The organism is Pseudoxanthomonas sp. LjRoot125 (assembly GCF_964252705.1).
In the GTDB taxonomy this organism is placed as follows: domain Bacteria; phylum Pseudomonadota; class Gammaproteobacteria; order Xanthomonadales; family Xanthomonadaceae; genus Pseudoxanthomonas_A.
Genome location: NZ_CAXUOY020000001.1, coordinates 878,901 through 892,989, shown reverse-complemented (window position 1 = coordinate 892,989; position 14,089 = coordinate 878,901). Strand labels below are relative to the sequence as shown.

Here is a 14,089-nt window from a genome sequence, read left to right as displayed (position 1 = left end):
CTCACCATGTCAGCGCGCGGCGAAGTGTCCGTGGAAGCCCAACGGCACCGTGTAGGGCAGCCACGCTTGTGCAACCGGACCGGCATCGACGCGTCGCGCATCGAACACCGCGATCCCGCTGCGGCCACGCTTGCCGTCCAGCAGCGTGCCGACCAGCCAGCCCTCGTCCGGACGCCGGCTACCCGGGCGCGGCACGAACAGATGCTCTTCGACGAGCACGTCCGGCCCGAAATCGTGCACCTGGCGGCGTCCGCGCGCAATGTCGAACGCACCGATGCCGTTGAAGTACGGCGCCGTCGACGCACTGGCGTGCACCGGCGCATACAGGCGGGCGGGTCCGCTGGAGGGGGTACGTGCGTCGAACACCGGAAATTCGATACCGGCGACGCCAGTGTCTTCCCAGCGCGCGCGACCGCTACGCAGGTCCAGCAAGAGCTCACGCACCGGCCCCTGGCCGCCGTGCGCCTCCGCCTGCCCGCTCATCGCTGCTTTCATCGGTGAGCGCGCATCCTCCACGTCGGGGTGCTGCACGGCGCGCACCACGATGCGGCCGTCGCGCTCGAAGGCATCGCCGAAGTGGTAGATCGCGGCGAAGTCGGCCTCGAACCAGCGCGCGACCGACGGCGACGCCTTGTCGACCACCGCGATCCGCAGCGCCTGGTCCTGCTGGAAGCGCAGCCGTTCGAAGAACGCGCCGGACCCTTCCGCATAGCGGAACGGAATCAGCACGAACACCAGGTGGCGATCGGTCATCGCGAAGCTGTGCAGGTAACCCGGCACCGGCGTCTCCAGCACATCGGCGGATGCCAGCACGCCATCGCGACCGACATGCCAGACCATCAAGCCGTTGCCGCCCAGCATCGAGATGGAACCGAAGTTCCACGACGACCCGTCGCGATCGACCAGCGGATGCGCCGAGAACGGGATCGCGGCCAGGTCGGGGCGCCATGTCACCGGGCCCAGGGTGGTCAGCTGGTCGGGATCGAGTTCGAAGGCCGAGCCGGCCTCGCACAGCGCGAACAAGCGGCCGTTGATCATCGTCACCGAAGTGTTGGCGGTGTTCGCGTCGTCGTTGTTGCGGATGGCCTGCATGCCGGGGATCGTCGTGCCGGCCACCGGATAAAGGAATTTCCCCGCCTTCTGCTCGCGGGTGAACTTCGGCGTGGCCACCATGCGCGCGTGGTGGGTCAGCGTGCCGTCGCCGTTGAAGCGCCAGCCATGCACCATGCCATCGCCGTCGAACCAGTGTTCGTAACGGAAGCCGGCGCGCTCGGTCCAGGCCGGGCCGTTGCGGTACAGCGTGCCGGCGAAGCCGGCCGGCAGGCGGCCTTCGAGCGACACGGTCGCCGGGCCGAGGGTCTCGGACTGGACGGATTTCCAACCCGCCAGCCACGGGTGTTCGCGCAGGCCGTCGGCGAAGCGGGCGGGATCGCCGGCGAAGGCATGTTCGCCCCGCAGCAACGCGGGCGCGATGGCGAGGGCGGTGGCACCGGAGAGCAGGTTGCGGAGGAAGCGGCGGCGATCCATGGCGGCGGTCTCAGCGCAGCGCTACGTCGATGTGGGTCGCTTCGCCGGCCAGCTCGAAGCGCGCTTCATCCCACGTCGGCTTGCGCATCACGCGCGGGTTGTTGCTGAAGCCGTATCCCTCGACCGGCATGCCCATCATGTTGGTGTCGAGTTGGCCGTTGCCGTTTTCGTCGTGGGTGATCAGCACGGCGTACGTGCCCGGCTTGAGGTCCTTGAATACGAACGTGGCCTGCTCGCCGCTGGGCGGAGCGCCCGTGGCCTGCACCGGCGCCGCCTTGCCATCCCACCCGGCCTGCGAATCGACCAGGGCGACCTTGATCAGGCCCGTCTGCGCACGGACGTCCTGTAGCACCACGGTCAGTTCAGCGGCTTGCGCACCGGCGGTGGCGGCGAGCAGGGCGGACAGGAAGAAAGCGCGGCGGGCGAAACGGTTCATGGCGGACTCCGGTCGGTGGCGGGAACGTGGTGCCAGTCTCGTCCGCGCCCCCACACCGGGTCAGTTGCCAACGGTCATCGATCCGACCTGCCGGAAGTCACTTCCTCGCCATCGCTGCGACGCCTGCGCTCATGCCGCCTTCGCGAGCCGGCGGATGCGCACCGCCTCGGCCAGCCGCTGCAACACCTGCACCGACGCCTCCCATCCAAGGCAACCGTCGGTGATGCTCTGGCCGTACCGGAGCGGCTGGCCATCGACCAGGTCCTGCCGCCCGCCCACGAGGTGGCTTTCCACCATCACGCCGACGATGCGCCGCTCGCCGGCCTCGAGTTGCGAGGCGATGTCGTCGATCACCGCGGGCTGGTTGTCGGGATTCTTGCCGCTGTTGGCGTGGCTGGCATCGACCATCAGTCGCGCGGGCAGGCCGGCCTTCGCGAGCACCTGGCTCGCCGCGTCGATGCTGGCCGCATCGTAGTTGGGCGCCTTGCCGCCGCGCAGGATGACGTGGCAATCCGGATTGCCTGCCGTCGCCGCGATGGCCGAACGCCCTTCCTTCGTCACCGCCAGGAAATGATGCGGATGCGACGCCGCGCCCACTGCGTCCACCGCGATCTTCACGTTGCCGTCGGTGCCGTTCTTGAAACCGACCGGGCAGGACAGCCCGCTGGCCATCTCGCGGTGCACCTGGCTCTCGGTGGTACGCGCGCCGATCGCACCCCATGCCACCAGATCGCTGATGTACTGCGGCGAGATCGTGTCGAGGTATTCGCACCCGGCCGGCAGGCCCAGCGCATTGATGTCGCGCAGCAGGCCGCGCGCCACGCGCAGGCCGCGGTTGATGTCGAAGCTGCCGTCCAGCGCGGGATCGTTGATCAGGCCCTTCCAGCCCACCGTCGTGCGCGGCTTCTCGAAGTACACGCGCATGACGATTTCCAACTCGCCGGCCAGCGCATCGCGCAACGGCTTCAGGCGTGTCGCGTACTCCATCGCCGAGGCGGAATCGTGGATCGAGCACGGGCCGATCACCACCACCAGGCGATCGTCGAGTCCGTGCAGGATGCCGTGCAACGCATCGCGCGCCTCGGACACCGTCTGCGACGCCGCGTCGTCGCACGGCAGTTCGCCGATGATCGCGGCGGGCGTGACCAGCTCATCGAGTTTCCTGATGCGCAGATCGTCGGTATGGGGGGCCATGGGGGGTTCTCCGGAGTCAATAAAAAAGCCGCCAGGTTCGCTGGCGGCTTCAAGGGGATTCTTCTGGTGTCTACCTAGAATGAACGCAGCCTCGCCACCGCCGTGGGATCGCGGTAATACCAAAACCAAAAGCGGGCGCGGGTCGGGTTCATCGGGGCGTAGTGATATCACGCCTTCCGCAGGCGCGCGAATGTTTCATTTGCAACGTGGTGGCTGCCGATCAGGCGACTTCGAAGAACAGCAGGTACACCAGACGTCCATCCTCCAGCGAGTCACCGAACGCCTCGCCCGCCGTGTGCCACATCCAGGGACGCAGCATCAGCAACCGGTTGAAGCGCATTGGGACGCGCATCGTCATTTCCCACTTGCTGTCATCCACCGTGTGCTTGCTGACGATCTCCTGGTACATCTGTTCCTGCGAGGTGAAACCGGCGGCGGCCAGTTCCTCGTGGGTCATCGGGGCGCGATCGCTCTGGGTGGGGAGATGTCGGAAGAATTCGGTGCCCCCCTGGCAATCCTCCGGCCGGCTCAGGTACAGGACCCCGGACCAATGCGCCTTGTCGATGTGCACCTTCGCCCGGCCGACGTCGCCCGCCAGCGTGATCCGGAACTTGGCGTGCGATTGCGGTGGCGGCGCAGGACGCAACCGTTCGCCGACCAACTGCGACACCGCCTCCGTCAGCCCGTCGATCTCGACCCGCTCGACCGAATTGCGGCCAGGAAACGCCCCCTTCTGGTCCGGGGGGTAGGTCAGCCGAAGGCCCGCCTCGCGCAACGCAAGCGCATCACGGGTTCCCAGGAAATCATCCACGACCAGCAGCGAGGTAGGCATGGAGGTCGAGGCTATCCGGACGCCCCGACGCCGACAAGATCCCCGGACCGGTTCCGCTTCCGCCCAGCGGTGGCCGCGGGTGGCATGCGTCCGCGTTGCCACCCTTGTCGCAGTCAGCGACGCCACCGGTTCCGGTGCACCATGGCCCTGTCCCGCCGACACCTGCTCGCGGCGCCCGCCGCCCTCGCCGCCACGGCCCTGCTGCCCGGCCCTCTGCTCGCCGCCGTGGCGACGCAGACCCCCACCTTGCCCGACCTGTCCGACTGGGAGGCGGTACGCGCGCAGTTCGCGCTGGATCCGGCCTACCTGCACTTCGCCTCGTTCTTCATCGCCAGCCACCCGACGCCGGTACGTGAAGCGCTCGAGGGCTATCGCCGCGCGATGGATGCGAACCCGTTCCTGGTGGTCGAACGGGCGATGTTCGAGGACGACGCGCACAACCTGCCCTTGCAAGTCTGCACCGAAGCGGCGGACTACCTGGGCGGGCAGGCAGCGGAGGTCTGCCTGACGCGAAGCACGACCGAAGGGCTCGCGCTGGTCTACCACGGCCTGCCACTGAAGGCCGGCGACGAGGTGCTGACGACGGTCCACGACCATTATTCGCACCATGAATCCATCCGCCTCGCGACCGCACGCGCGAACGCATCGATGCGGAAGATCGCGCTGTTCGCGTCCTCCGCCACGGCCAGCGTCGATGAGATCGTCGGCAACCTGAAGGCCGCAGTGCGTCCGGCCACGCGCGTGGTCGGCATCACCTGGGTGCACTCCAGCACCGGCATCCGCCTGCCGATCCGCGAGATCGGGGCGATGCTGCGCGGCCTGCCTTCACCGCCGCTGCTGGTGGTCGATGGTGTGCACGGGCTTGGATCGGCCGATGACACGGTCGCCACGATGGGCGCGGACTATTTCTGCGCCGGCACGCACAAGTGGATGTTCGCGCCGCGCGGCACCGGCCTGGTATGGGCGAACGCGGCGAATTGGGGGCGCCTGCAGCCGTTGGTGCCGAACTTCACCGAACTGGAAAGCTACAAGGCCTGGGCAGAAGAGCGCCCGCCCTCGGGTCCCGCCAACGCGGCACGGATGATGCCCGGCGGCTTCCATGCGTTCGAGCACCAGTGGGCGATGGCCGCGGCTTTCCGCATGCACCGGCAGATGCAGCGTCCGCGCGTGGCGGCGCGCATCACCGCCATGAACGACCAACTGAAGCAGGGCCTGGCCGGTCTGCCGAAGGTGAAGATGCACACGCCGCGCGCTGCCGCGTTGTCCGCGGGATTGGTGGCGTTCGAGATCGACGGCGTATCGCCCACCGACATCGTGAAGCAGTTGCTCGCGCGCCGCATCGTCGCCAGCACCAGTCCCTACGCGGTCAGCTACGCGCGGTTGGCGCCGAGCCTGGTGAACACGCCCGCGGAGGTCGACGAGGCCCTGCGCGCGGTACGCGCGATCGCGGGCTGAACCGGACGCGCCCGACGAACGGCCACCGGCGGGGGTGGCCCCTGCGCCAGGATTTGCGCGTTGGTTCCCTTTGCCGGTCGTCGCAAGGCGACGACCCGACGCCCCTTCCGCTCTTCCCGGATCGTCATGCCCCCGAACGACGCTTCCCCCCGCCCGCTGGACGACATGTTCGGCGAGGTCTACCAGGAACTGCGCCGGCTGGCGCACAAGCAACGGTTTCCCCGCGACAGCGCCACGTTGGACACCACGGCGCTGGTGCACGAGCTGTACCTGCAGATGAGCCACCAGCAGCCGCAGTTCATCCATACGCGGCAGTTCTACGCCTATGCGGCGCGCGCCATGCGCCACATGCTGGTCGACCGTGCGCGTGAGCGCGCGCGGATCAAGCATGGCGGCGACCTGCGTCGCACCGACTACCGCGACACCCTCGCCGGCCAGGTGACGATCGATCCGCAGCACGCCCTGGAGCTGGACCAGGCACTGCGTCGCCTCGCGCAGGACGATGCGCGCGCCGCCGAAGTGGTGGAACTGCACTACTTCGCCGGCTTGCCGCTGGAGCGCATCGCCGAGCTCTGCGAACTGAGCGTGCGCACCGTCTACCGCGACTGGCAGTACGCCCGGGCGTTCCTGGGAGCCCAGCTCGCCGCGTAAGCGCGCCCGCGTGTCAGGGTCGGGCCCCGAAAAGCGCTTGATGGCAGACCCTTTCCCCTAACTACCCGCCATGCCTTCCTTGCGCCAATCGTTCGATGCGGTCGTGGACCTGCCCCCGGAGGCACGGCGCGGCTGGATCGACCGCCACTGCCCTGACCCGACCGACCGTCGCGACCTGGAAGCGCTGCTCGCCGCGCACGCGCGCACCGAGCCGCTGCTGCTGGACACCCCGGTCGCCGCGGTGATCGATGCCATGAAGGCCGACGATACGCGCCCGCCGCACGCATGGATCGGCGAGCGCGTCGGCGCGTTCCGGCTGATCAGCCCGTTGGGCCAGGGCGGCATGGCCAGCGTGTTCCTCGCCGAACGCGAGGACGTGGATTTCCAGCAACGCGTCGCCGTCAAGCTATTGCGCCACGGGCCTTACTCCGAACTGCAGCAGCAACTGTTCCGGCGTGAGCGACAGACGTTGGCCGCGCTCACGCATCCGGCCATCGCGCGATTGATCGACGGCGGCGTGACCGACGAAGGCATCCCCTATCTGGTCATGGACCACGTGGACGGCCTGCCGATCACGCGCCATGCGGAACTGCGCGGCCTCGACGAGACGGCGAGATTGCACTTGCTGTGCGACGTCTGCCGTGCGGTCGAGGCCGCGCATCGGCAACTGGTCGTCCATTGCGACCTCAAGCCCTCCAACATCCTGGTCACGACCGACGGTTCGCCGCGACTCCTGGATTTCGGCGTCGCGCGCCTGATCGATGCCACCGGCGACGGCGAGGGTGCGGCGGCCATCGGCCTGACGCCCGGCTACGCAGCACCGGAGCAGTACACCGGCGCCGCCGTCACCACCGCCACGGACGTGTACGCGCTGGGTGTGCTGATGCGGGAACTGATCAGCGGCGAGCGCCCCGGCGACACCCCGCGCCAGGACATCGCGTTGAAGGGCGACCTGGGCGCGATCCTGTCGAAGGCCACCGCCACCGATCCCGCCCTTCGCTACGCATCGGCCGGCGACCTGGCCGAGGATCTCGAGCATCACCTGCGCCATGAGCCTGTGCGTGCGCGGACGCCATCGCCGCTGCACCGTATGCGCCTGTTCGCCCGGCGCCATCGCGGTGGCGTCGCCGTCGCGGCGCTGCTGATGGCCGCTGTGCTCGCCAGCCTGTCGACGGCGCTCTGGCAAGCGCACACCGCCCGCGTGGCGGCGACCGAGGCGCAGGAGCAGGCCTGGCGCGCGCGCAACGAAGCGCAGCGCGCGAATGCCGTGCGGGACCTGCTGGTGCAGCTGTTCGAGAACGAAGTGCCACGCGGCCCGCGCGCCGCGCTACCGGATACCGCGACACTGCTCGAACGCGGCGCCGAGCGCGCGCGCACCGACCTGGTGGCCTCGCCGGCGTTGCAGGTGGAGATGCTGGTGGTCATCGCGCGGATCTACGATGAAATGTCGCGCTACGATGACGCGCGACCGCTGCTCGCGCGCGCCGTCGCGACCGCGCGCACCCTGCCTGCGCGCGACCATGCCGCGCTCGGCATGGCATTGAGCCAGCAGGGGCAGCTTGCCTCCAGCGAAAAGGATTACCCGGCCGCGCTGGCGCTCTTCAACGAAGCCCTCGCCATACAGCGCGGCGTGGATCCGCACGGGCTCGCCGCCGCCCTCACCTATCACCGCCGCGCGATCGTTCGCAGCGAGATGGATGAACACCAGGCCGCCATCGCGGACCATCTGGCCGCCATCACGATCCAGCAGGCGCGCTTGCCGCCGCGCGACCCCCGCCTGGTGCGCAGCTACGGTGCGCTGGGCACCGCGTACACCCGCGCGCACCAGCCGGGCCAGGCCGTGCGCTGGCAACGGCATGCGCTGGCGTTGACCCGCGCGGCGTACGGCACCGACCATCCCGAAACCTCGCGACGCCTCAGCAACTACGGCATCGCGTTGATGGCGGCCGGGCAAATGGCGGAAGCCGAGCCACCGCTCCTCGAAGCCGTCCGGATCGCGCGCCGCATCTACCGCGGCCCGAACGCGGACGTCGCGCCGCGCGTGCACAATCTTGGTGGCGTTTACCTGGCGCTCGGTCGCCTCGATCAAGCCGAACCGCTGTTGCGCGAAGCCATCGCCATCGAACACGCGATCGGTCGCGAACGCGCGCCCGGCATCGGTTTCTCGCTGGCGAAGCTGTCCCGCATCCAGGAGCTGCGCGGCGACCTCGCCGGTGCGCGCACCCTGGCCGACGAGGCGCGCGCCCAACTGGACAAGGCGCTGCCGCCAACGCACGAACAACGCCTCGATGCCGAACTCCGCGTCCTCCGCCTGCAACTGGTCGCCGGCCTCGATCGCGACCTGCGGGAACAGGCCATCGACCTGCAGCGACGCGCCGATGCGCGACACGAGCCCTATCTGTCGGCGAACGCCCTGTACGTGCGCGCCTTGGCGCACGCAAGACAAGGCGAGGATGCGCGCGCCATCTCGATGATCCGGCAGGCGCTGAAGATCAGCGCGCGCCCGCGCGCGTTCCCGCACGACCTGATCGCGTGGTACGCCACGCTGGCGCACTTGTACGAGCGCGCCGGCGATCCTGCGTCTGCGGCACGCGCGCGTCGCGAAGGCCTCGCCTTTGCCGACCGCATGGAGATCCCGAAGACGCATCCTGCACGTCGCGCATTGGTAGCGCCCGCAACCGTCACGATGGCCAACGCCCCCTGAACCAGCACGTGCCGGCGCGTGTCAGTGGGCATCACAGGAAATCGCTTGTTTCTGTGGACCCACACGCAGAGACCGGACTTCCATGTTGCTTTCCCGCCACGCCGACCCGCTGACCGACGCCTCCCCCGCATCCGATACCACCGCACGCGACGGCGATACCGAACCCAAGCGCCCGACGCCTGTACGCCCGTGGACGCGCGCGCTGCAGCGCCTCACCGGCCTGCTGACGCCACGCCACGCCGCCCGCAAGGGATTGCTGCAACTGGACGACGAAACCGCCCTTGCCGGTTGCCCCCGACAGGTCGAAGGCTGCCCGGAACACCGGGAAACGCTGTCGCTGCGCGGCAGGCGCGTGCAGATGTTGTCCTGGGGCGATCCGCGCCGGCAGCCGTACGTGTTGCTGCCTCCCCTGGACGCGACAGGCCGCGACGCCATGGCGGCCTGGGTCCGCGCCCTGACCGCGCAAGGGTTTGCGGTCGTCGCCTTCGCCCGCGAGGGCCGCACCGTGGCCACGCAGACCTCCACGTTGCTGGAAACCACCGGCGACATGCTCGAAGTCGGGCGCCGATGCGGTGAAGCCGCAGCGGTGATCGGGCATTCGCTCGGCGCAATGTCCGTCGTGCTCGCGCTGCACCAGGGACTGCGGGCCAAGCAGGCGATCCTGGTCTCCGCGCAGGCCGACCCGCGCGCCGCACTGCATCGCTTCGTCGATCGCGCTGGCATGGGGCCGCGGGTGGGCGCGCGCATGCTGGCGTTGCTCGAGTCGCGCATCGGCCAAGGGCTGGACGCACTGCAAGCACACCGGATCGCCCCGGCCATCGGCATCCCGGTGCTGGTCGTCCACGATCTGCTCGACGACGAAGTGCCGTGGGACGAAGGCGAACGCTTCGCGCGCCACCTCACTGCGGCACGACTGCTGACCACGCTGGATCTCGGCCACCACGGCGTACTGAACGACCCCACCGTGCTGCGCGACTGCCTGCGCTTCCTGAAGGGCGAAGCGATCGGCGACAAGGTCGTGTCCTCGCCGAACCTCCCCTACGGCTTCACCTGACATGCGACCAGCGCGCCGGTGCGACGACAGGGCGCCCGCCTGCATCGTGCAGTTCCGCCATGCACGACGAAGTGCCGGCCACGATGCCGGCGATGCCGGCGATGCCATGGTGGGCCACTGCCTCCGGGGCGGCCGTGGGATGCACGTACCCCCGCGGCGCGGCGGATGCACGCTGGTCATCGCCCTGCGCGGTAGCGTGGACGTCGAAACGGTGGACGGCGTCTTCCGGCTTGCGGGCCGCCGGTTCCTGGCGCTGCCGGGCGACGCAGCACAGCGCCTTCTCGCCGGTCCCGGCGCGGATTGGGTGCTCGTGCACGCACCCGCCCACTGGACGCTGCTGCTGTCGGATCCTGCAGAGCGCCGCGGCCTCGCTGCGCCGCTGCTGCTGCCCGTCGCCCTGCCGATGGACCGCCCGATGCTGCAGCGACTCTCGACGCTGCTGCAGTGCGCGCCGCACCCGTGCGATCGCGAATCAGGACGCGAACTTGCCGGCCTGGTACTGGCAGCGCGGCGCGCGCAGGCACGCGCCGCGGACTGGGTGGAGCGCGCCTATGGTCGCAGTGAACGGCACCGGCGCGCGGTCGTCGCGCGACTGCTGACCGCACGTAATCGCATCCTCAACGCACCGTTCGATTCGCACGACCTGCGCGCGCTGGCCGATGCCGCCCGCTATTCGCCCTCGCACTTCCTGCGCTCGTTCCGCGACGTCTTCGGAATGACCCCTCACGACCTGCTGACCCAGACCCGCTTGCTGCGCGCCTGCGCGCTGATCCAGGATGGTCGGCTGGCCATCTGCGAGATCGCCGCCAGCGTGGGCTACGAGAGCCGGCATGCGTTCTCGCGTTCCTTCAAGCGCGCCACCGGCCTCACCGCGACGCGCTTCCGCTCGGCCGGCGGCGTGCGCTGAGCCTTCGAAACACGAAATCACGATAGAGGTCCCTGCCCATCACGATGACGGGCATCGCTGCGCGTACGCATGGCGGGACACTGGCCACACAAGCACGCATCGCAACCCGACTGCGCACCGGGCGTCTCTCTCCCCGGTGCGTTTTTTTGGGATGCAAGAAAAAGGCCGCGTCCCTCGGACGCGGCCGGATCGAGTGCTGCGGACGGCGTCAGAACTTCTGCTGGTACTTCAGGTAAACGAACCGCCCGATGTCGTAGCCGCCATAGTACGAGTAGCCCGAGTTCGGTTGCGAATACATCGGCGGCCCATAGCGTTCGAACACGTTATTGGCGCCCAACGAGATCGTTGCGTCCCAAGGCGCCTGGTAGCGGACCTGCACGTCGTGGAATGTCGTCGAGGGACGCTCGTGCAGCCGGAGGATCCTGCCCCCGGTCCACGGGGCGCTGTAGGTGGGCAGGCTGCAGATGTCGTCGAGCGCGCAGCGCTCCTTGAGCCCGGAGTAGTACCGCATGCCCCACGACACGCCCCAGCTGCCGTGCTCCCAGCCGAGATTGAGATTCGAACGCACGCGGAAGTTGGCACCCGTACCGATCGACAATCCGTTCAACTGCTGTGGCGGGTTGTCCTCGAGCGCGTCGGTCTTGAGTTCCAGCTTGCTGATGTACGTGCTCAGCCAGCTGGCGCTGAAGGTGCCCCAGGGCGTGGCCCGGCGATAGTTGACGTCGAAGTCGAAACCCTCGGTCTCGACGTGACCGACGTTGATCGGCGTGGTGACGAACGACAGGATCTGTCCGGTGGCCGCGTCGCGCTCGAAGCGCGAGCCCGTCGACGCATTGCAGCGCGCCTCGATCCCCCGCAGATAGCAGTCGTCCAGCACCTGGGTTTCGGTGTCGGCCACGATGGTGTTCTCGATGCGGATCGTCCACCAGTCCAGCGACAGATTCAGCCCCGGCGCGAACGACGGGCTGAACACCACGCCCAGCGTCATCGATTCGGACGTCTCCGGCGTCAGGTCCGGATTCGATCCGGATACGAACGGGATCGGCGTCTGCGTACCGGGTCCGTTGGCGATGCCGTCGGCATCGTTGGCGGGCTGGCGGAAGTCAGCGGGCACGTCCTGCAGGCAGCGTGCATTGCCGCGCGCCGAACCGAACGAGGTGTCGCAGAGATCGGTGTAGAACGAGAACGTCTGCGAGGCACCGCCGTAGAGGTTGCTGACATCCGGTGCGCGGAAGCCCTCGGCCCAGGTGCTGCGGACGAGCAACGAATCCACCGGCTTCCACTTCAGGCCCAGCTTGCTGTTGGTGGTGTCGCCGAAGGTGTCGTAGTCCGAGTAGCGCGTCGCCGCACTGAGGGTCAGCTCGCGTGCGAACGGCATGTCGGCCAGCAAGGGCAGCTGCACTTCGGCATACACCTCGTCGAGGCTGTAACCGCCCGACGTGGGTCCCGCCGCGAGATCGGTGGAACCACCGGATTGCGCCAGCGCATCGGGCGAGAACTCGCCGTATTCCTTGCGGTGCTCGATGCCCAGCGCAATGGCCAGGTCGCCGCCCGGCAGCGTTGCCAGGCTGCCGGTGATGTTGGCGAAGTAGTCCTGCGTCTTCGTCATCGAGATGGCCTGCCCCACCGGGAAGATGAATTGCCTGACGGCCGGGTCCGTCGCCGAGCCATCGCCTGGGCCGCCGTAGCCGAACGGAAGCAGGGGATTCCATGGTGTGCATTCCCCCTGGCTGGTGCCCAGCGGGATCGGATTGTCCGGCGTGCCGCACTGGACCACGCCCTGGCCGTTGAGGAACGACGGGCCTACCGCCATCCGCACGGCGGCCAGGTTGAGATTGCCGGTGCCGACCTGCACGCCCTTGTTCTGGTTGTACAGATAGCCCACATCCCAATCCCAACTGCGGCCGGCGAGGTCGAAGTAGCCCGATAGCGCGCCGCTGAAGCGGTAGGTGGTCAGCGAAAGCCGGTTCTCGCGCGGCACCTCCCAACCACGGCGGGTGAAATGCACCGCGGTGGGATCCGCATCGCCACTCTGGTTGCCGACGGGGTTGTAATAGCTGTCGATCGACATGGGCGTGTCGAACGCCTGCGACGAGTACGGATAGCCCGCATTGCGCGAGAACGATGCGCGGTCGGTATAGAGCATGTCGCCGGTGAAGCGGATCCGGTCGCTGAGCTGATGATCCAGATTGACGAACACCGACTTCCGTTCGATCCCGGCCAACAGCGTGGATTGCTGGACGGGCAACGAGAAGTCGGTGCCGTCCAGCGCACGAAAGCTATCCAGGTCGCGTGGGTCCAAGCCGGGCGTCTCGCGCCGCAGGGTGAAGTTGCCGCGGCCCGGAACGATCAACCTGCCGTATTGGGTGGTACCGCTTTCGCCTCCGGGACGCGGTGCCCTGCCCTCACCCATCGGGTAGCGGCTCGCCGAGAACCAGCGGTCGATCGCCCACACCGGATCCTCTTCGGTGTATTCCGCGCCCACGGTGACCGAGCCGCGGTCCGTGCCGAAGCCGGCGACCAGGTCGAGCACCGTGCGCTGGCCATCGCCCTGCGAGTACTGCCCACCGTAGATGCTGGCCTGCATGCCGTCCACGTTGCGCCGGGTGATCAGGTTGACGACACCGGCGATCGCATCGGAGCCGTACAGCGTGGAGGCGCCGTCCTTCAGCACTTCGATGCGTTCGATCATCGCGGCCGGGATCTGCGAGATGTCCTGGAAGCCACCGGTGGTGATGCCCAGTCGCTTGCCGTTGACCAGTACCAGGGTGCGATTGGGGCCGAGGTTGCGCAGGTCGATGTAGGCGCCACCCACCGCCTCGCCCGCCGCGAGCGGCGTGGTGCGACTCACCGCCGGACTGCCGGCGCTGGTGATGTTCTGCAGGATGTCGGCGACGGAGTTGAAGCCTTGCTTCTGGATCTCCTCGCGCGAGATCACCAGCACCGGCGCGGCGGTCTCCACATCCACCTGGCGGATGCGCGAACCGGTGACCTGGATGCGGTCCAGCGTGGTGGGCGCCGCGCTCGAAGGCGTCGGCGCGTCCTGAGCGTGCGCCACGGCCGCGGTGGCCGCGCACGCGACCAGGGCGACGCGGATCGCGTCGCGCAATGCATGTCGTTTCATCTGAATCCCTCTCCTCGATGGCTGTCGTTCGCGTGGTATTCGGTGAAAACATCGTTAAGCACCGAAGTTCGTACGCTACGGAGCGGGTCCGTCGGAAAGGTGTCCCGCGCAAGGCTTTGCAGGGACGCTTGTTGCGATATCGCGCGTCGGATATCGCGAAAAAAAAGGCCCCGCATCGCTGCGGGGCCTTTCTTGGAACGGTGAC

At 68.4% G+C, this 14,089-nt stretch carries 10 protein-coding genes; 5 read left to right on the top strand and 5 right to left on the bottom strand.

What is annotated here, in order from left to right; translation table 11 throughout:
• Positions 1 to 9 precede the first annotated feature (9 nt).
• The 4 genes from ACSION_RS03935 to ACSION_RS03920 form a co-directional block, all read right to left on the bottom strand.
• The gene (locus ACSION_RS03935; RefSeq protein WP_435304934.1) at positions 10 to 1,527 is read right to left on the bottom strand and encodes a carotenoid oxygenase family protein; all 1,518 of its coding nucleotides are present in this window, start codon (positions 1,525 to 1,527) and stop codon (positions 10 to 12) included.
• A gap of 10 nt (positions 1,528 to 1,537) precedes the next feature.
• A complete protein-coding gene (locus ACSION_RS03930) occupies positions 1,538 to 1,963 on the bottom strand; it encodes a DUF2141 domain-containing protein (protein WP_435304933.1) in 426 nt (141 codons plus the stop codon).
• A 129-nt stretch (positions 1,964 to 2,092) separates the two neighbouring features.
• The gene (locus ACSION_RS03925; protein WP_435304932.1) at positions 2,093 to 3,157 is read right to left on the bottom strand and encodes a 3-deoxy-7-phosphoheptulonate synthase; all 1,065 of its coding nucleotides are present in this window, start codon (positions 3,155 to 3,157) and stop codon (positions 2,093 to 2,095) included.
• 220 nt (positions 3,158 to 3,377) lie between these two features.
• Entirely contained in the window at positions 3,378 to 3,989 is a 612-nt protein-coding gene (locus ACSION_RS03920) for a DUF6445 family protein (protein ID WP_435304931.1), read from the bottom strand.
• A gap of 141 nt (positions 3,990 to 4,130) precedes the next feature.
• On the opposite strand from ACSION_RS03920, the gene ACSION_RS03915 reads away from it, so the two are divergent.
• The 5 genes from ACSION_RS03915 to ACSION_RS03895 all read left to right on the top strand — a co-directional run bounded on the left by ACSION_RS03915 (position 4,131) and on the right by ACSION_RS03895 (position 10,760).
• Positions 4,131 to 5,444, top strand: a complete 1,314-nt coding sequence (locus tag ACSION_RS03915) for an aminotransferase class V-fold PLP-dependent enzyme (protein WP_435304930.1) — start codon at positions 4,131 to 4,133, stop codon at positions 5,442 to 5,444.
• A gap of 126 nt (positions 5,445 to 5,570) precedes the next feature.
• Positions 5,571 to 6,095 carry an ECF-type sigma factor gene (locus ACSION_RS03910; RefSeq protein ID WP_435304929.1) on the top strand — a complete coding sequence of 175 codons (525 nt, stop codon included), beginning with the start codon at positions 5,571 to 5,573 and terminating at the stop codon, positions 6,093 to 6,095.
• Positions 6,096 to 6,165: 70 nt separating this feature from the next.
• Positions 6,166 to 8,799 (top strand): tetratricopeptide repeat protein, encoded by a 2,634-nt coding sequence (locus ACSION_RS03905; RefSeq protein WP_435304928.1) that lies wholly within the window; start codon positions 6,166 to 6,168, stop codon positions 8,797 to 8,799.
• A gap of 82 nt (positions 8,800 to 8,881) precedes the next feature.
• Positions 8,882 to 9,853, top strand: a complete 972-nt coding sequence (locus tag ACSION_RS03900; protein ID WP_435304927.1) for an alpha/beta hydrolase — start codon at positions 8,882 to 8,884, stop codon at positions 9,851 to 9,853.
• A 139-nt stretch (positions 9,854 to 9,992) separates the two neighbouring features.
• Entirely contained in the window at positions 9,993 to 10,760 is a 768-nt protein-coding gene (locus ACSION_RS03895) for a helix-turn-helix transcriptional regulator (RefSeq protein WP_435304926.1), read from the top strand.
• Positions 10,761 to 10,968: 208 nt separating this feature from the next.
• On the opposite strand, the gene ACSION_RS03890 is transcribed toward ACSION_RS03895, so the two are convergent.
• On the bottom strand, positions 10,969 to 13,890 hold the full coding sequence (locus tag ACSION_RS03890; protein ID WP_435306652.1) for a TonB-dependent receptor: 2,922 nt from the start codon (positions 13,888 to 13,890) through the stop codon (positions 10,969 to 10,971).
• Positions 13,891 to 14,089 lie beyond the last annotated feature (199 nt).